Origin of the sequence: Anaerobiospirillum sp. NML120511 (assembly GCF_023050955.1) — a bacterium.
Classification (GTDB): Bacteria; Pseudomonadota; Gammaproteobacteria; order Enterobacterales; family Succinivibrionaceae; genus Anaerobiospirillum.
In genome coordinates this window covers 37,656-57,676 of record NZ_JALKIK010000019.1, presented here as the reverse complement: position 1 = coordinate 57,676, position 20,021 = coordinate 37,656, and the positions used below count along the sequence as shown (strand labels likewise).

At 54.9% G+C, this 20,021-nt stretch carries 11 protein-coding genes; 5 read left to right on the top strand and 6 right to left on the bottom strand.

The genetic code is table 11. From position 1 onward, the window contains the following. Positions 1–441: 441 nt before the first annotated feature. Entirely contained in the window at positions 442–1,416 is a 975-nt protein-coding gene (locus MXE39_RS06890; RefSeq protein WP_246978124.1) for a sugar kinase, read from the bottom strand. Beyond that, positions 1,388–1,633 (bottom strand): hypothetical protein, encoded by a 246-nt coding sequence (locus MXE39_RS06885; RefSeq protein WP_246978123.1) that lies wholly within the window; start codon positions 1,631–1,633, stop codon positions 1,388–1,390. Before MXE39_RS06885 ends, MXE39_RS06890 begins: the two co-directional genes overlap by 29 nt. Positions 1,634–2,531: 898 nt before the next feature. On the opposite strand from MXE39_RS06885, the gene MXE39_RS06880 reads away from it, so the two are divergent. From MXE39_RS06880 to yfbR, 3 genes are all read left to right on the top strand, one after another. Then, positions 2,532–3,275, top strand: a complete 744-nt coding sequence (locus tag MXE39_RS06880; protein ID WP_246978122.1) for a Bax inhibitor-1/YccA family protein — start codon at positions 2,532–2,534, stop codon at positions 3,273–3,275. 167 nt (positions 3,276–3,442) lie between these two features. Next, positions 3,443–4,624 carry a prephenate dehydratase domain-containing protein gene (locus MXE39_RS06875; protein WP_246978121.1) on the top strand — a complete coding sequence of 394 codons (1,182 nt, stop codon included), beginning with the start codon at positions 3,443–3,445 and terminating at the stop codon, positions 4,622–4,624. Between the two features lie 648 nt (positions 4,625–5,272). Next, a complete protein-coding gene (gene yfbR, locus MXE39_RS06870; protein ID WP_246978120.1) occupies positions 5,273–5,902 on the top strand; it encodes a 5'-deoxynucleotidase in 630 nt (209 codons plus the stop codon). A gap of 272 nt (positions 5,903–6,174) precedes the next feature. Here yfbR and MXE39_RS06865 read toward each other — a convergent pair whose 3' ends face one another. Next, positions 6,175–6,879, bottom strand: a complete 705-nt coding sequence (locus MXE39_RS06865; RefSeq protein ID WP_246978119.1) for a GntR family transcriptional regulator — start codon at positions 6,877–6,879, stop codon at positions 6,175–6,177. A gap of 2,123 nt (positions 6,880–9,002) precedes the next feature. Here MXE39_RS06865 and MXE39_RS06860 point away from each other — a divergent pair. Further along, positions 9,003–10,895, top strand: a complete 1,893-nt coding sequence (locus MXE39_RS06860) for a class I SAM-dependent methyltransferase (RefSeq protein WP_246978118.1) — start codon at positions 9,003–9,005, stop codon at positions 10,893–10,895. A 229-nt stretch (positions 10,896–11,124) separates the two neighbouring features. Here the strand turns inward: MXE39_RS06860 and MXE39_RS06855 are convergent, their stop codons facing one another. Further along, the gene (locus tag MXE39_RS06855) at positions 11,125–12,009 is read right to left on the bottom strand and encodes an aldo/keto reductase (protein ID WP_246978117.1); all 885 of its coding nucleotides are present in this window, start codon (positions 12,007–12,009) and stop codon (positions 11,125–11,127) included. 1,224 nt (positions 12,010–13,233) lie between these two features. Between MXE39_RS06855 and MXE39_RS06850 the strand changes: the two genes are divergently transcribed. Then, positions 13,234–14,406 (top strand): MFS transporter, encoded by a 1,173-nt coding sequence (locus tag MXE39_RS06850; protein WP_246978116.1) that lies wholly within the window; start codon positions 13,234–13,236, stop codon positions 14,404–14,406. 136 nt (positions 14,407–14,542) lie between these two features. Here MXE39_RS06850 and MXE39_RS06845 read toward each other — a convergent pair whose 3' ends face one another. Further along, complete coding sequence (locus MXE39_RS06845) at positions 14,543–15,319, bottom strand: DUF4253 domain-containing protein (RefSeq protein WP_246978115.1); 777 nt, start codon at positions 15,317–15,319, stop codon at positions 14,543–14,545. A 776-nt stretch (positions 15,320–16,095) separates the two neighbouring features. Continuing rightward, a complete protein-coding gene (locus MXE39_RS06840) occupies positions 16,096–18,717 on the bottom strand; it encodes a DEAD/DEAH box helicase (protein WP_348647473.1) in 2,622 nt (873 codons plus the stop codon). Positions 18,718–20,021 lie beyond the last annotated feature (1,304 nt).

The window sequence follows — 20,021 nt, the reverse complement described above, 5'->3', positions numbered from 1 at the left end:
ACTGGCCATACGTTCGTCAGCCATAAGCAATGATACCCTCCATGATGAGCCGCCTGAATACGTCCAGTCAGTTCTCAGCATGGAGGAGCTATGTCTCATTCGCCCCTGCACCAGCTGCCTTAAAGCGGCTCTTCTGCATGCCTGTCCTTACTCAGGGCATCGCCCTTACCGGTCATGGGACCACCGGTTACGCATCAAGGTCCCACACTCACGGCGCAGACTGCCAGGCAATAACGTTGTGCCTCAGGGTACTGGCCACTTGCCTGCTCATCAGCATTAGGCTGATGCCATGACCAGTGGACAGTATGGCTCATGCAGGCAACTCTGACTGGCTTGACATGCCAGGGAGGCAGGGAGGGACATGCCAGAGAAGCATAGCGGGACGTGCCAGGGAGGCTGGGAGGGCCGTGCCTTGTGTGGCTGTGCCTGATTGTGCTGATATCAGATGAGCTGGGGCAGAGAAGCCTCGGGAGTATGCTTTATAAAATCGTCGAGCTCTGATTGTGTTGGCAGGCCCTCATTGTCACCTCGGAAGGTACACTGACGGGCTCCAATGGCACAGCCAACGCGGGCCGCCTCATAGAGGTCGGCGCCTGATATCAGGGCTGAGATCACGCCGCAGGCAAAGCCGTCACCGGCACCTACGGTATCGACTACCTTATCAACCACAAAGCCGCTGACCGCGCGAGGTGTACCTCCTGCCGGGGCCACAATGGCGCCTTCGCTGCCAAGCTTGAGGCAGACATCGCAGGACATGCTGTTGAAGAATGAACAAACTTTCAGCGGAGAGGCCTGCATGTCACCGCACAGCAGTCTGCCCTCTGTAAGTCCGGGCATAACCAGACCGGCCAGTACTGCCATGGTGTTGAGTACAGCTACCATGCGATCCTGAGATGGCCACAGCTGTGGTCTGATATTAGGGTCAAAGCTGATAAACAGTCCGGCATCGCGTGCTCTCATAGCCAGATCAAAGGTCGCGGTCTGACAGCTTTGCGACAGGGCAGGCAGAATTCCGGTCAGATGCAGGTGGCTAAATGAGCTCAGATTTACTGAGCCAATATCCTCACTGTCCAGAGTGGAGGCGGCTGAGCCCTCACGACAGTAGAAGATTTCCGGATCACCTGAAGTGGCCAGGGACTTCATCATATATCCTGTTTTCAATGAGGTACTGGTTGCAATCAAAGAGCAGTCCATGCCCTCACTTTGAGCTCTGTTGATAATCATGCGGCCAAAAGGATCATTGCCCACCTTTGTAAGATAGGAAACCTGATGACCAAGTCGGCTAAGTCCGGTTGCCACATTGAACTCGGCACCGGCAATACCGCAGTCAAAGCCCTCAGAGCGTTCAAGAGGACCGGTATTAACAGCCATCAGCAGGCCCATAGCCTCACCAGCCAGCAACACTTTCTTTTCCATAATTTCTCCTGACCTTCGTGTTTTGCCATGCGCTGATAATAACGCCATACAGCTGCCTGTTACAGGCAACAGCGCCCGCGCCGCATTTAATCATAACCTCTTCGACCACGCCGCGTCCTGTCATAACCTCTTCGACCACACCGCGTCCCGTCATCACCTCTTCGACCACACCGCGTCCCGTCATCACCTCTTCGCTCCTGCCGGCATAAGCCATCATGAGGTTGCCTGGCATTTCCCCAGTGTCGATTAACTCAGGATCCGGCAAACTGCCCCTGCCCCGAGCCCCGACTTATGCAGCATGCGATCTGCCCCTGCCCATAGCCCCGACTTATGCAGCAGACGCACTGCCCATTACACACCCAGCCAGTTTATGAGCCCACTGCGCGGAGCATTTCTAACTGCTCTAAGCCTCTGGCCGCTCTTACCGCCATACTACGTCTCCCTGCAGCTGCAGGCGCGCAGTCTGGTGCCGCGCCTGACCTTGATGCAGGCACTAAGACAGGGCCGGCACGGCCTGTGCGTCAATGATGAATTGTCTTAATACAGCCGGGCATGGCTGATGTCCCCCAGGCAGCAGTCCTCCAGGCCCCTGCCTGACAGCTCTTCCTCTGTAGCGGCTGTCTTACGGGGGCAGCAGGCCTCCTGGAAGAGGCCGGGTATAGCGTATAAGCCATTGGCGGCTTCTGGTGACTTTGCCCTGGTGCTTTAGGCCATGTAACTTTGCCCGGTTAAATTTCCCGTTGCTTCTGGTACTTTTGCCCTGGTGCCTTTGGCACTGCTTCTGGTGACTTTGCCCTGGTGCCTTTGGCACTGCTCCAGGTACTTTTGCCATGGTGCCACGGTACTGGCTTATTGGGCAGCTGTCTGTTCTTTGCCTCAGTGCAATGGCCGCATGTGGCCATGGTGCGGGGAAGCAGGGGCCTGAGCCGGGGCAGGGGCTTATATGCGGGATTTACTCTGAGGTAATACGGGAATAAAACCCGTGAGAACAGGCCGCCTTTGTGGCAGGTGGCAGCACAGTGGTCCGGATGTACGAAAATATTGCTAAACTTTCCTGTAAATCAGCCGATTTTTGTTAAAATCGCTAAAAAATACCCATTTTTAAGGAGTTTTCTATGGCCTCTTCAAATCCAGCAATGGGCGTGCTTGATCGCGCTGCGTCTGGAGAGTTTAACTTTGGTGGTTTAGGTGAGGTTGCTACTCTTTCCGGAACCACTACCAAGTCCATCCTGCTCGTAGCCATTACTTTTGTTGTCGGCTACTTCAGCATGATGTACTCTTTCGAGCAGATTTTCATGACCGGTTCCGTACCTAAGGTTCTGCTGTGGGGCTCTGTAATCGTATCCCTGCTGGTAGCCATTGTTGCTATCTTCAAGCCTCAGTACTCTGCCGTTACCGCACCGACCTATGCTGTCTGTGAGGGCGTGGCTCTGGGCTGCATCAGCGCTACCTTTGAGCTCAAGTACCCAGGCATTGTAGCCACTGCCGTTATCTCTACCTTCGTAGTAGTAATGAGCATGCTGGCTCTGTGGAAGTTCAAGCTGATTGTTCCAACAGCCCGTTTCCGCAGCATTGTAGTAGGTGCTACCGCCGGTGTTGCTATCCTGTACCTGCTCAACTTTGTCCTGCACATGTTCGGCGTTACCCTGCTGCCAAGCTCCGGCCCGCTGTCCATTGCAGTATCACTGATCGTATGCACCATTGCCGCATTAAACCTGGTTCTGGACTTCGACATGATCGAGCAGTCAGTAAACGAAGGTCTGCCAAAGTACTTTGAGTTCTACTGCGCCTTCTCATTACTGGTTACTATCTGCTGGCTGTACATCGAAATTCTGCGTCTGCTCTCCAAGCGCGAATAGCAGACACCGGCCGATAGCGGGGCAATTTGCATCAAATTCGTTCAAAAATGCCCCTGACTGTTATTGCCGGTCCAGTTAACATATGATTAAAAGCGATTTGCTGCTTTATCCTGCACTGTAAGGGGGCGCAAATCGCTTTTTCTTTTTCATATTGCCAAGGAGAATTCATGCGCGACTTACTTGATTGCAGAGATGCCATTGATGAAATTGACAGCAAAATCATGCAGCTCCTGCAGGAGCGCCAGGAAGTGGCCCGAGATGTCGCCATCTACAAACTGCACCATGACCAGGGCATTGTCGACAAGCGCCGTGAGGCTGAAAAGATCCGTACTCTGATGGACAAGGCCATTACCTTTGGCATCTCACCAATCATGGTCCGCGAGATTTATGAAAAGGTCATGGCTCATACCGTCTCCTTTGAGCAGAGCTATATTGTCGACAGAATCAATGGCCGTGAGTTTGCCCGCTCCACCTCAGTTGCCTACCTTGGCACCAGGGGCACCTATTCACACCTTGCTGTCCACAATTACTTTGAAAATTACGAGGGTCGCCTGACCGAGCATTCCTGCAGCTCCTTCTCCGAGATTGTGGAAAAGGTAGAAAACGGCACCTGCGAGTATGGCGTTCTGCCTATTGAGAACTCCAATTCAGGCTCCATCAATGAAGCTGTCGATACCATGCAGAGCATGAATGCCTCAATAGTAGGTGAGATTTTCCAGCCTATCGATCACTCCATTCTCTCTACCTTGCAGGCCCCTAATGGCGAGCATGACGCCATCGACTTTTCCTCCATAACCACCATCTACTCCCATCCTCAGCCGGTAGCCCAGTGCTCCCGCTTCATCAAGGACTTTTTAAGCCATTCCCAGGTGGTCTACACCAACTCCTCATCTGAGGCCATGGACAAGGTGCGTGAACTTAACGACCCTCATGCCGTAGCTTTGGGTTCCATGCACGCTGCACGCTACTACAGCCTCAACTCCCTGGTACGCGATGTGGCCAACAACAAGAAAAACTTCACCCGCTTTATTGTGCTGAGCAAAATCCCGATTAACGTACCTCAGACAATGTCAGCCAAGACCTCTATACTGTTCAGCACCCGCAAGTACACCCCTGGTTCACTTATCAATGTGCTCAACGAGTTCTCCAACAGTCATATCAACCTGACCAAGCTGTACTCACGCCCTCTTGAGGCCCGTAACCGTGATGCCTGGGAGGAGATTTTCTTTGCTGATGTTGAGGCCAATCTCAACACCCCTCTGATGCAGACCATACTTGAGCGCATCAAGGAGCACACCACCAATCTCAAGGTCCTGGGATGCTACATCTCCCAGGAGCACAATCTCTAGCACTGACCACAACCAGCCCCACCGCCGGATGCCAAAGTCGGACGCCAAAGTCGGCCACCACTGCCGGGCAGCATCGTCTGGCCGCGTCGCCGGACGCCAAAGTCGGCCACCACTGCCTGACAGCATCACCGGGCAGCATCACCTGGCCGCGTCACCGGGCTGAACTGCCCCGAACCAGGAGGGGCCCTCAGGCAAAGGCTGCACAGGCCCGGTCGAAAGGTCTGCCCCGCACTGGCAGCCCGGCCGCCTGCAGAAAAAAGCAGCAGCGCTCCTGCAGGCAGCCCCAGGCTTAATGTAACCCGCCTGGAACCAGAACGCCCTGCTGGCTTACTTGCCGGCGGGGCGTTTTGCTTTATGCAAAGAGGACAAAATCCGGGGCGGTGGCAGCCACAACGAGGCCTGTATTTATGCTCCCGGCTGCTGCCTGGCCACGACAGCAGACGGCACAGGGCGTGCAGCAGGCGCGCGGGGGCGCTGTATGAACTGAGCAGCATGGTCACATAATGCGCTCTTTGCAGCCCTGCCTTAGTGACCTGCATTGCAATGTAAGCTGCAGGCTGTTACCTGGCCTGACTTTCAGTGCTATGTTAGCTGTGCTGCGGGCAGAAAAATGTCTTTTCTGTCAGGCAGTATCAGCCGAGGTTATTTATGAGTGATTCACAAGAGCGCCAGTCCACTTTTATGGCCTGGATTGTGCGCCTGGCACTGATTAAGCGCTGGGCCCTGATGCATTGCTTCCGTGAGGAAAATGTTTCCGAGCACTCCCATCAGACCGCAGTAATAGCCCATATGCTGTGCATCATCAAAAACCGCCTTTATGGCGGGACCATTGATGCCAATCAGGCTGCAGTCATGGCTCTGTACCATGAGGTGTCAGAGAGCAAGCTGCAGGATCTCAACAGCAAGACCAAGTACCTGCATCCTGAGTTCACCCGCGAGTACAAGAAAATCGAGCACCAGGCCGAGCTTGAGTGCCTCAATACCCTGCCTGCCGAACTCAGAGCTGATTTTGAGCAGCTGGTTATCCAGGACAACACCGACCCTGAGCTCAAGCTCATTGTCAAAGCCGCCGACAGCATTGCCGCCTACATCAAGGCCAATGATGAGCTGCGCTTTAACAACCAGGAGTTTACTCATGTACGCGAGGGCCTGACTCCGGTGCTCGAGAAATACTGTCAGACCATGCCTGAGGTCAAATACTTCATGGAGGTCTTTGTCCCTCTGTGCTGGACCCCGGCTGACAAGCTCTCAGGCCTCGACGAAGGCCGCACCAGCTGACCTGCACGCCGCCCATGGAGGCCGTGCAGCTCAACCCACCTCGCTGACCTGCCGGGCATGGGCACAGGCCCATGCCCGGCAGGTCAGCCTCCCTCATGATCAATAAAGCCCCGTGTGCCTTGCATACGGGGCTTTATTGTTATCTGCAACTCCAACGCGCCTCATCGACCGGCTGAAGCGGTTGCTGCTGGCAGCTTGCAGCTGCCTGCAGCCAGGCCTGCCGGACGGGCAGCCGGCCGCAACAGATGCACTGTGGCTGCTGGCAGGAGGGCTTAGCTTAAGTTGCGCAGATAGTCGTGAGCGGTAAGGTAGGTGTAGAGCTTTTTGAGCACGCTGCAGGCGCGCTTGGCATCCTCGTCGACAATGGCGCTGATGAGCTTGGAGTGCAGGGTGAGAATCACCTGGGAGGAGATGGTAGGCTGCAGCGCGGCAATGGAGCTTTGCAGACGGGAGATAGCCTCAACTACAGAGTTGCGGACAAATTCGTTAACAATGGAGTTGAAGATCAGAATGTGAAATTCAAAGCAGGAATTGAGGAAAGCGGCCTGATCGGTATAGGCAAGGGCTCTTTGAGACTCTACGGCACTGTTGAGCTGGCGCTCCAGGCCTTTGAAGCATTTGTTGAACTTCTTAATCTCAAGAAAAATAGCTGTAGGAGCCACGATTTTGAGGAATTCGAGAATCTGGACTATTTCCTTTTTAACCGCCAGGTTCTTGCCTGTCTCTTCAAAAATTGCTTCGTCATGCAGGGAGGAAATAACGAAGGTACCAATGCCCTGCTTGGCCTTGAGCACATTGAGAGCAGCAAGCTGCATAATGGCACTGCGCAGCGAGGTGCGTGACACATTAAGGCGGGTACGCAGCTGGTTTTCGGACGGTATCTTGGAGCCAACCGGCCACTTGCCAGAGCTGATCATGCGTCGCATATAGGTAACTACTTCACTGGTTACTGCGTCCGGGCGCACGTTTTCTGACATATCGTCCTCCTTAACCTTAATAAACTGTATTCACACTCAGGCTCGAAAGCGGGCAGCCGGTGAGCTCCCTTGCATTACTGTCTGAACAACACAATACCGGACGGACCTGTAACCCGTCCTCAGGCAGCAACAGCCTCAAATATCAGGCATGAACCGGTCACTTCACAGTCACATAATTACATGCATATACCTGCCTGGCCCGTTCCTGCGGGCAAGTAGCACGGCGCGAAGTGAAAAACATACTTTACCCCAAATCGGGCACTTAATGAACAGTGCTCCAGACCATGAAAGGCCCGAATCACTCAAATAACATGTCTGTCTAAATCAACATAAGAAAATGCAGCTGTCCGCAGCCCACAGCGCCATCCCCTGCCCGGGCCATGCAGCCGCTCCATGCGCTGCAGCCACAGCTCCATGCTCTGCAGCCACAGCTGCATCTGCTGCACCAGCGCTGGCCTGCAGGCATCAGGAGCCTGACCATGCAAATGCCCATGGCAGGCTCTTCAACTGCAGATGCGTGCACTGCAGATGCATACACTGCACATGCAAAGGGCAACATGCGGCCTGCCTGAAGCAGAGATCAGCCAAGGGCCCTGACCTGTCCACACACTGATCCTGGATTTGGCCATGGCGCAGCATGTCTTTGCCCTGCACAGCATGGCCATTGCCTGCACTGCACGGCCGTGCCCTGCTCAGCACGGCTGCGGCCTGCACAGCCGCAGTGAGCTAAGCTGCATAATGAGTAAATGCCGCGCGGCAGCACCTGCCCAGCCACATCATCGAAGAGGTGACGCACCGCAAAGTACAGTCAGCTACTGGGAACGGATAATAATATGCAGTCCTGTAAACGCCAGACAGTGACTGCTGTTTGTTTGAATACGTTAATGTATTGACTGTACCGTGCAAGGCCTCTAACAGTATATAGATATCGACTCATACCGTATGTGAGCCATACAGCATTATCACATGCAATTGAGCACAATGCACAAAAAGCACGGTAACCATGATCAAATAAGAGCCATATTTTTGCCCTTAAGCCCCGCAATGGCCCATACATACGTGCTGTACATCCTGCATCCCTGGCCATAACAGCCACCGTTGACTGTGCTTTTACGCCAGTAGCCGTAGCCGCAAAGCCCAAAGCAGCATCTGCAGGCCCCGTGCACCAGCCCGCTCTGGCCGCTGTCAGTTGCACATATGCACAGGCATCCCGGCTCAGTGCTCCATGGACTGCCCTGCAATGAGCGGTACCAGCAGGGGTTTGCCTTAACCTTAAGGCCCCCATGCTGCGGCCTGCACATGTGCATCTCCATTTTCCGGCTGCCAGCTGCCGGCTGCCAGCGCAGAGCTAAAGCCACGGCCGCTGTCATGGCCGGACGCCCGCAGCTGTAAGCAGCAGCCATGGCTGTTGCGGCGGTACGGGCACAGCCCCCTGTCAGGCGCCTGGTATTGGCGTGCCCTGCACGCTCAGGGCATGAGCAAAAGCGTGGCTGATGCTTATTGCTTTCATGATATAATGGCAAGTTGTCCTGAACAGGGCCGGGGCGTTACGAGCCCGCCCGCGCGGCATGGGTGCCGCAGCAATACAGGAGCACGACAGCAGTGGAAAACAGGCCCGGGCCATGGCTGTATAAACCAAAAGCCCCTGAGCCTGCCGACAGGCGACCGGCAGCAAGAATCTGCAGGCGCTTTTGGGCCATAAGGGACCTGAGCCCTGAGGGCCACAGGCCATAATGGCTACCCGTCACCTCATACCTTTCCCCTTATCAGCATGCAGCTGATTAAAGACCTGGCCTTTCAGGCCGGATGATTCCGAATAACCATTAAAAACATAAGGCCCAGCGGCAGTGGAGTGTGTCTTCGCTGTGTTGATGGCCCGTATGCTGTCGCCTGAGACAAAGAGATTTACCGTAGCTTGCCCGGCATGGCCGCACAGCACCTCCGCCCTGCCGGCCAGCCCGCCTGGCCTGAGCGCCAGGCGCAGCGGCACGTGCAGCCGCCGCAGCAGGCGCTGCGCGTCTGCGCGTCAAGGACGATGATGCCGGATAACAAGGACCGGCCCTGAACGAATTTTGAACCAGCCCTGCGCGGTGTGACGCCCGTTGCTCAATTGGAGAATGTTTATGTCATTTGATGCCCATCCTTCAAAGCGTGTAAAGAGCGCTGCTTTCAGCGACAGGTCACGTGCCGCCAATTTCAAAAAATCAGGCCGCCCTGGCGGTGGCCGTGGTCATGGCCGTGACGGCCAGGCCGATGAGGGCCGTGTGCGCTCGGTATTCCGTGATGGTCAGCGCGCCGGTTCCGAGCCGGCTCCAGCCTCCTCACGCAGTCACTTTGTCGATCATGACAGCCATGGTGGCCGTAATCACGATGGTGAGCATGGTGACCGTCCGGCACGTCGCTCCCGCCCGGAGGGCTCTTCTCATGGCTCACGCTTCAGCCGTCGCCGTGAGGGCAACAGCTCTGAAAGCCGTGGTGAGCGCAAGATGCGTTCAGGCCTGCCACGCCGCAAGGAAATCTCCACTGACCGTCCACGCAATCAGCCAGGTTTCTCCACTTTCCAGCTGCGCCTGGTGCAGAGCATACTCAATACCACTCTTGCCGAGGGCAAACCTCTTGACCGCTCCTATGCCCAGTGGTTTGCCAAGGTAAAGATTCCTGCTGTAGAGCAGGGCTTTATCATCAAACACATCAATGCCATGTTCAGAAGGCTGTCCTTCTTTGCTCATGCAGCCGGACTCAAGCGCCCTTCTGACTTCCAGCGTCATGTTAACCGCCTTATCCTCACCTACTGCGCCTTCCAGGAGTGGCCACTGCCTGAGCTCAATGCCGAGGGCTTTGACCGCACCGGTGTTAAAAAGCGTCTGATTGAGGCTCAGGAGCATCCTCTGCTCAATGAGGGCTGCCCATACTGGCTTGAGGAGCTGTGCTCCCGTGAGCTCAAGGAGCTCTGGCCTGAGCAGCGCAAGGCCCTTGGAGAGGCCGCTCCACGCTATATTCGCGTTAACACTCTCAAGACTACCCGCGACGAACTGGCCAGCCGTCTGTCTGAGGAGGGCGTAGTTACCCGTGCCGTCAAGAACATAAGCACTGCTCTTGAAGTTACCTCCAATGCAGCCCTGTTCCGCACTCTTGCTTTCAGAGAAGGTCTGTTTGAGCAGCAGGATGCCGGCTCTCAGCTCATTGCTCCTTTCCTCGATGTCCAGCCGGGCATGCGCGTTATCGATACCTGCGCCGGATCAGGTGGCAAGACCCTGCACCTGGCAGCCCTGATGCAGAACAAGGGCTCACTTATTGCCCTTGATATTGAGGGCTGGAAGCTCGACGACCTCAAAAAGCGCGCCCGCCGCGACGGTGTCTTTAATATCGATACCCGCACCATCGACTCTACCAAGGTGGTAAAGCGCCTTTATGGCATGGCCGATCGTGTCCTTATCGACGCTCCATGCTCCGGTCTTGGCGTGCTGCGCCGCACTGCCGACTCCAAGTGGGCCGATGTTCAGCCACGCCTTATTGAGCTCAAGAAGGTTCAGGCCGACATTCTCGAGCGTTACTCCCGCATGGTAAAACCAGGCGGCAAGCTGGTTTACTCCACCTGCTCCATTCTGCCATCGGAAAACCAGGAGCAGATCAAGGCTTTCCTTGCCCGCCATGAGGACAGCTTTGTGCTCGAAGAAGATCAGACCATCTGGCCATCTTCCGGCTTTGACGGCTTCTACATGGCCCGTCTGCGCCGCCTCGACACCGCCGCCCTGCCATCTGACGAGGACGGGCAGAGCGATGACAGTGCCGACGAGTCCCTGCTCAAGTCCTTAAGCAGCGCCACCGGCGCCCAGGACGCCGACGCCGTGGCCTCCGATGCCACCCCGGCCTGTGCCCCGGCCGACGCAGCTGACGCTGCTCCTGCCGAGGCCGGCACAGCCGATGGCGATGCCGCTGCCAGGCAGGCCCAGGACAGCGCAAGGCAGGCCCAGGACAGTGCCGGGCAGGCCAGTGACAGCACTGAGCAGCAGTAATTGAGGGCCGGTTATGGCCCAAGGCATGGCCCTGGTCCAGGACCTGGACCTGGGCGTTGCCCGGATTGGGGCATGGCAAGGCCTGACAGCCTGGCCCGTCCCGCCGCTGCAGTTGCCAGGAACATTTCCGGCAGCCAAAAAATACCCGACAGTTTTTGCTGTCGGGTATTTTTTTGCCCCGGGAAAGGCCAGGACGTGTCTTAAGGCACCTTAATAGCTGCCAATGGGGCTACATGTCAGGGTCTTCGTAGGAGAAGCCTACCTGGGCATTTTCCAGCTTGTGCAGTACTTCCATGTCCTCATCTGAAATCTCGAAGTTGAGGAAGTTGAGATTGGTAATTACGTGGTCAATGTTAACTGCCTTTGGCAGAGGTACCACGCCCAGCTGCCAGTCATAGCGCAGGCAGATCTGAGCCGGAGTGCGGCCATACTTGCGGGCCATTTCAATGACCACCTCATTGCGTACTACCTTGGAGCGGCCCAGTGGACTCCATCCCTGGATAACCATATTGCGGTCCTGGCTGAACTTGAGCAGGCTGCGCTGAGCATGGCCAGGATGCACCTCAAGCTGATTTACCATTGGAGGTATTTCGCTTTTGAGCAGATCATCAAGATGCAGCTCCTTGCAGTTGCTCACACCAATGGACTTGACCAGACCTTCCCTGTAAAGGTCACACATGGCGCGCCAGACATTGAGGTTGATATCACGCCAGTTAGGCTGCTTGTAAGGGCTTGCAGGCCAGTGAATAAGATAGAGGTCCAGATACTGGCACTTGAGATCACGAATGGAGCGGTGGCAGGACTCAATGGTGCCCTCGTAGGTCATGCTGTCGAGCCATACCTTGGAGGTGATGAAGAACTCTTCACGCTCAATGCCGGAATTTTTCAGAGCCACGCCGACACTGATTTCATTGCCATACTTGGCGGCACAGTCAAAATGACGGTAGCCGTGAATCATGGCGCATTTGACGGCCTCTTCTGTATCAATACCAGGAGCAAGGCCGGATGTACCAAAGCCCACTGCCGGCATACGGTGTCCTGAAGCCAGTAAAGGACCGGCCTCACGTAACTCAACAGCTCTGGCCAGAGCTTCGGGTCTCTTTTCAATAGCCATCTTGATACTCCTTTGAGAGGCTTTTGTCTTTACCAGTGGTCAGACAATATGCCTGCTTGACCACACACAAAACCTAAGTGCGGCAGCTAAATTCCATAAACTGCAGAATCTGTGTTCCCTGCAGCATTTGAAGTCAGACCATGCACGTGTCATCTGACCTCTTCATTAACCTTTTACCCCTCACCACACAGGGGTCTTAGACCACAGCCCGGCACTTTCCGGCTCACAGCCCGGCGCCCGTCAAGATTTGTCTGTCCGGCGCCGCCTGCATGCATTGCAGTGCATGCGCTCGCCGGCTGCGCCACTCTTGCTGAGCCAGAAGCTCACCTGCTGGCTTTATGAAGCTTATTGCATTGTGCCACTGCTCCATTAACAAGGTAAAGCTGCAAGGCCGGACATGACCTGGTCAGCCCCGACGGCCAGGCCGCCATGACAGCAAGGCCGCCCTGGCGGACGGGCTGGCAAGGCCTGCCGGGCAGGCAAGTCCGGCCGTAGCCGGGCTCCCGGGCTGTCAGTATTTCGCTGATGGTGTTGCCTGCATGCGGGACTGTGCAGTGCCGTGGTGCCTGAGGTGAGGCAGTCCGTCTAAATATATGAAAAAGAATATGCCACGAAAACGTTAGACGCAATTGAGAGCACAGTCAATATCGGCCCTGCAGCGCCCCTTTTTATCAGAATTACAGCACAGATCACCTTTGTTGTGCAATATTCTTGTTGCATATACCTCAAATCAGCGATTAATTTTGCCTGATCAGTTAACAAAAATACCCCGGAATTGGGGATAATATTAGCGGCTGAGCGTAACTGCTATTAAGGCTCCCTGCTTATGCAAACGTTGTCATTGGCACGGGGAAAAACATATCGCCTCTGCTTTTGTCCAGGGCTGTCTTTTATCATTACCCTTATTCGATAAAACAGCATGTGAGTGAGCCCTGCCCGAGCGCAACTCTGTCTGCGCATATGCATATTTATCAGCCTGCCGGCATATTCACACTTATTATCTGCCGGTCTGTGCCAGGCTTACCTGCCAGATCCTCCGGCAGGCCTGCATATCCCCTGTGCCTGAGCTGAACTTCCCTGAAAAAGCATTACTGATTCATTCTCTGGCCAGGACATGTTTTGAAATGTCCTTTCCGGTTTGTGTTTTTACAGCAGCACTGCCGCCTTATATGTTCCCGGTAACATAAGGCATGCTGTCTGGACCTTTTGTGTTATGAGGTTTTCATGCAAACTCTTGGCGCCAACCGTCGTGGTAACACTGCAACCTACATTGCCATGTGTATTCTGGTGTCAGCTGCCAGCTCGCTGTTTAACCCGGTGCTGTCGCTGTTTTTAAACACGAAGCTGCACTTCAGCCCGCTGCAGATTTCCATTTTTTTCATCCTGCTGCCCTTAGCCACCATTATTATTGTGCAGACGGTGGCGCGCTTTTCTGACATGGGCCTGCAGCGACCGGCCATTATCTGTATTTCCTCAATATTCGGCATCGCAAGCTCCATATTGCTGTACATGCATCCTTCCTTCCTGGTGCTGTGTACCCTGGGACTTATATGCCTTGGCTCCTACCCTGTATCTTTCCCTCAGATCTTTGCTTCAGCACGTGAGTATTCGGTGCGCTATATGGGCGGCTCCATCATGTTTGCCACCTTCCTGCGTTCCCTTGCCTCACTGTCCTGGGTAGTAGGACCACCGCTTGCCTATGCCATTGCCATAGGCCACAGCTTTGACATGCTTTTTATCGTCACTGCTGTGATGTTTGCCGTAGTCTGTCTGACCTCATTTTTCTTTCTGCCCAATGTTCTGGACAAGTCCATTACCAATAAGGACAACCACATCAAATGGTGGACCAACCGCTCAGTAATGGCTCTGTTCCTTGCCACTGCCTTTCTCTTTACCGCCTTTTCCTCATATATCACGACCATGCCCCTGTATCTGACACAGGAGCTCAAGATGGCCGAGGAGCTGCCAGGCTATATGCTGGGCCTTGCTGCTTTTATTGAAATTCCACTGATGTTCCTGGCAGCACGCCTGTCCAAGGCCTTTGGTCTTAAGCTCATTGTTATTATCGGAGCCATTGCCATGCCGGTATTCCTGGCGGTATTTCTGATGAGCACCACCAGAAATCAGCTGCTGGCATCCTCTTTCTTTGCCGCTCTGTATATTGCCTTTGTAGCCTCCATGGGCATGGTATTTTTCCAGGAGCTGCTGCCAAGCATTCCAGGTCAGGCAACCTCCCTGTACATCAACGCCTCCACTGCAGGCCAGATTGCAGGTGGCGGTCTTATCGCCATGGCCGAAAGCGGCTCCTATGTCATCATCTACCAGACCAGCCTGATCATATCGGCCCTGGGCGTACTCATTCTCTTCTTTGTGCGCCGTCCGCCACGCGTAGTCTGACCGCCCGCCCCGCTCTGCGGTCAGGCTGCAGCCTGGCCACAGGCCCGGCTGGCGCGCCCCAATGAAAAAAGGACCTCAATGAGGTCCTTTTTTCATTGCCTGAATGGCACTTTGCCGGCCTGATCCTGGGCCTGATTTAATCCCACCAGAATGGCCATGAGAGCGACTTTTTCAGGGCTTCGGCATGAGATGGAATGGTAATGCCGTCACTTTGCTCGATAATGTCAGGGCAGAAAGCATAATGCTTGATGGCAAGATCCAGCGCCTCATTTTCCGGTACCGGAGACTGCAGGACAAATTCCATGGAATCGGAGCTGATAACGGCCGGAACGGCGCCATATTTTTCATACCACAGACGTGCAATGCTCATCAGCGACTCATTGTTAGGGCAGTCATTCCAGCCACCAAAAGGCAGCCAGGCCATTATCTGCCATGGGCGCATGACAGGAATCATGGCAAGGACAATATGACGGGTCATGCCGGTATCGTAATCCCACCAGGAAATAATACGATCCTGGGATTCGACCACACCGCCCTCCTCATGGAGCATGCTTTCAAAAGCCTCAGGCTCTTCAAGCACCTCACGGGTGATGTTAATCAGATCCCCAAGGCGGCGCTCTCCATCGGAGGTGTCGGCCTCAAGCATGGCAGCACGGAACTGCTGAACATTTTCTGCTGACCATTCATCATCATTACTTTCAGCATCAGGATCAGAGTTCATAATCAGGGTTTCGAGCAGGGTATCTGAAGGAATGACAAATACAGGGAAGTGCTCGCCCTTGCGGACAAACTCATCCATGGCCTTTTCATAAGCTTCTGTAAGAGGATCGTCATCGATCATGGGAGCAAAATATGTACATGGGCAATCCAGAAAACTGACCACGGCTCCGACTACTGATGAATATTCGGGCATACCATTCTCCTTGTGATACTCAAAGAAACGACTGACAGGTCCACCTGCCGACAGCATTACGGACAGCAGCCCCACCAGGCAACACCACCTCCTGACGGAGGACCAGCCTGACGGAGGTCCCGCCATGCAACAGCATTACCAGACTACAGCTTATCCTGACGGAGGCGCTGCAAGGTCAGGCGACAGTGCTCACAGGCGCCACAGCCCTGAGTCATATACTCAGAGCAGCTTTGCCATAACACATACTACACTACCCCCATTACCATCTGAATCAATACATTAGCTTTTAATTTGCGACTGGCATCTCACTTGCCCCCAGGCCTGTGCTGACAGCATCAGGACAGCATGTGCTGTCACGACGCCTTTGCGCATAGGAGCGGTGCAGCCGCACTGCCAGCTTGCAGCCAATTACTGCAGCTGCCCATGACGGGCCCTGCCCCTGACCTGGTCCTGCGCCTGCCTTTGACAGCCTCTGCACCCGCAATTGAGCAGCTCTGCAGCTGATCCACTGAGGTGCTTTGCAGATGCTCCACTGAGTTGCTCTGCAGCCGCTCATGACGCATCACTCACTGGTTTTAGAATGCACCAGGGCCCTGACCGGACTAAACCGATCAGGGCCCTGTAATCAATTTGAATACCGTCACTTTGCGTCCTGCTTTGCCTGGGCAGATGCAGCTAAAACTGCCGCCCAGGCTGCTGCAACAACCGTGGCTGTGCCTGCGGCAGCGGCAGCAGCTGTGCCTGCGGCTGCCGGAGCGGCACGCGGCGGGCGTTTATCAGTAGCCGCGACGGGAGCTGCCCAGACGTGGGCGTGGACGTGATGCACCTGAAGAGCGACGGCTGTCACGACGGCCTGAGCCAAAATCAAAGCCCGGACGAGGCGCAAAGCCGCGATCGCGTGGAGCGCTGCGACGGGAGCCGCCTGGACGGTAGTTAATGGAGTTGCCATTAATATCGCCCTTCTCATGACGGTACTCACCCTCGTCCATGTAATCAAACTCATCACGACGTGAGCGCTCAAAACCACGATCACCGCGATCACCACGGTCGGAACGGCGGCGGTCACCACGATCAAAGCGATCAGAGCGGTCACGGTAGCGGTCACGTGGTGCAGGTGGCTCAGCGGTATAGACACGCAGATCAAGTGAGCGGCCACAGACACGGGCACGGGCCAGAATCTCACGGGTTTCAGCCGGCATGCCCTCAGGGAGATCCACAGTACAGAAGCTGTCGTAGATGGAAATCTCACCAATGTACTTGCTCTCGATATTAGCCTCATTGGCAATGGCACCGACAATCTGACCTGGCTTAACCGAGTCACGACGGCCTACGGCCAGACGGTAGCGCACCATGGCAATATCAGGGAAGTCGTGTAATGGTACGGCCTCGGCAGATGGACCACCGGAGCGGCGCTCATGACGGCGACCACCACGCTCGGAGAACTCACCGCGCTCAGGACGATCATCAAAGGAGCGCATCTTAGGCTCACGACCTGACTCTTCAAGCAGCAGACGGCCATCGCGCTGGGCCATACGTGCCAGGGCGGCACAGAGCATATTTGGCTCCATGGTGCCCTCTTCGAGCAGGTTATTGACGAACTCCAGATAGTCATCAAGACCACCGGCATCGATAGTATCGACGATCTGCTTGCGGAAATTCTCAAGGCGGCGGCGGTTTACGTCAGCAATGGTAGGCATGGCCATAGGCTCAATGCGCTGACGGGTAACACGCTCAATACGGCGCAGAGCACGGCGCTCACCTGGAGTTACGAACAGAATGGCCTCACCATTGCGGCCGGCACGGCCGGTACGGCCAATACGGTGCACATAGGACTCGGCATCGTAAGGGATGTCGTAGTTGAATACCAGGGTAATACGATCAACATCAAGACCACGGGCAGCTACGTCGGTGGCAATAATGATGTCAAGAAGACCGCGCTTGAGACGCTCGATAATCTTTTCACGCTGACGCTGAGGAATATCGCCATGCAAGGCAGCGCACTGCAGACCACGGGCAGTCAGCTGATTGGCCACCTCCTCGGCATCGGTCTTGGTGCGTACGAATACCAGGGAGGCCTCGTATGGCTCAACCTCGAGCATACGGGTCATGGCATCAATCTTATTGGCACCGGAAACCACCCAGTAACGCTGACGCACGGTAGCGGCTGTAGTGGTCTTGGACTCAATATGAACCTCTTCAGGATCAGTCAGGTGAGAGCGGGCAATACGACGTATTACCGGAGGCATGGTAGCTGAGAACAGCGCAGTCTGATGATCGGAATTTACCTGGTCAAGAATCCAGTCCACATCATCGATAAAGCCCATACGCAGCATTTCATCAGCTTCATCAATAACGATGTACTGCACATCAGAGAAATCAAGACGGCCCTTTTCAATAAGGTCAATAAGACGGCCAGGAGTGGCAACTACCACCTGAGCGCCCTGGCGCAGGCAGCGAATCTGGCTGTCATAGGAAGCACCGCCATAAACAGGAGCTACGCGGAAGCCGTCAATATGACGGGCAAAGCGGGTAAAGGACTCGGCAACCTGCAGAGCCAGCTCGCGGGTAGGCTCGAGAATCAGAGCGAAGATATTCTTCTGGCGCTTTGGCATGCAGCTTAAGACAGGCAGAGCAAAAGCGGCAGTCTTACCGGTACCGGTCTGAGCCTGACCAATCATGTCACGGCCGGACATCATTACCGGAATGGAACGCAGCTGTATAGGAGTTGGCTTTTCAAAGCCCTGGTCCTTAATGGCGCGCAGCAGCTCAGAGCTCAGGCCCAGAGCCTCGAAGGTCTCGCCGTCCTCTTCTTCCTGGACAAATTCGTCCTCATCAGAGTCGTCATCATCCTCTTCATCACCGGCAGCCAGCAGAGTGCTCATGCCGGCATGCTCAGCCTGCTCTTCAGCCTCGGCATCGACGCTGTTGACCTCATCGTCGCCCTCATCGGCATCGTCAAGATCATCGCCCTGAACGTTATCTTCAACTTCATCAGGATCACAGTCAGCATCATCCTGACAGTAACAGTCGTCATCAGCGCGCTCACAGAACTCTTCGTCAGTATCCTCATAATCTTCCTGAGAATCAGGAGTAAGCTGACTGCCGTGAGCCTTATAGCCTTCAGGAATAAAATCATCTTCAACAGGTGCGCCCAGAGCAGAGCTCCATGGGGCAGGGGTACGCTTTGAGCTCATATGCTCCTGTGCATCCTCAATCGGGTAATCATCATCCAGGGAGTCATCATCATCTCCCTGTAACAGCAGGCTCTGATCAGCGCCAGTGCTTTCGGTTACAAAAGCGGTACGGGCACTTTTCTTTCTGTATACAGAACCATCAGCAGATGAGCCCTGCTCACCGTAAAGTTGGGACTGTTCCTGCTCTTTGACAAAATCTGACATTACTTATCCAACCGTAAAAATTACTGTTCCCTGCCTGATGGCCCGACATAAGCCCTTTCCTGTGCCATCAGGTTCTGCCCATACACACCATATGCTCAGGCCTCCTGCCATACCGGAGCTGATCCGGTGAGGCAACGCCCTGCCAGTGTCATCCCTCAATCGCGCTCTCCCCTGTTGTCCACATGACAGCAAAGTCCGATTGCCATGACCGGCGCTCCGAAGTAATCATTAACTCCGGCGCATATCCACACTGCATACGCAGAAAAAAAATCTGGCGGCACTGCTGCCGCCCCGCTTGATACGACATCACTGCCGCCGCGCACTCAACTGCGCTGATTCCGCCCTGGCGGGACTTTTAAAATCACAGCTGCAGCACCATAAGACACAGGTACTGACAGGTGATAAATACCCCTGCAGGCGGTGCATTCTCTTGCAGCCGGTGCACTCTCTTGCAGACGGCGCACTATCTTGCAGCCGGTACACTGACAGAGCTCAGATACCGGCCTTGAGCTGACAGCAAATCTGCCAGCAGCGCCCATGCGCCACGGACCGCATCACAGGAACATACGGCAGCTTAATCCAGCTGACATCTGTCAGTCACATAAACCGCTTTTCATGCCCCGGGACCGCCCTTAACTCACAGCGTTTATCTGACAAAGTTCAGGAGGTACCTGACCGTCAGAGTTAAGGAAGTTCACTGACCGCAACAGCGACATTATCAGCCTGACAATGCACAGCTCTCCCTTTACTGGAATCACAGCCATGACACAGTCATGGAATGGCATCACATTGCCCGGAATGTCCAGGGCCTGGCAAGCCATGGCCATGCCCTGCGGGCAACTGGCATGCCTGCATGTCGGCACGCTGGCACCACAGGCAGCAGCATGTCTGCACATTAACGTGACTGTGCGTGCACATGGCCGTTTGCCTGTAGTCTGCCAGATGCTGACAGCAACACTGGTTACCGGCCATCAATCACCAGTCCCCGCTCCTAACCCGGCCCTCCTGTGAAGGGCTTGCACTGTCCTTACATTTTTGCCTTTCCTGTCACTAAAAACCCGTATCCCTGGCAAAGAAAACGTTTGCACAAAACAATGGCAAAAAGGATATGAACACCGATGCTCATATCAGTTCTGTTAATCAAAAGCGGGTAACACAAGGAAGGATGGATGAACAAAAATCAGGTAAGGACCTGACAACGGCTGTTTTTTGTTCCTGATAAGCTGACGCCTGGCTGTGTGATTAAGGTCTGCGCCGGTCAGTTTTACAGCTTGACCGGACAATGGACTTACAGGGCCATATCA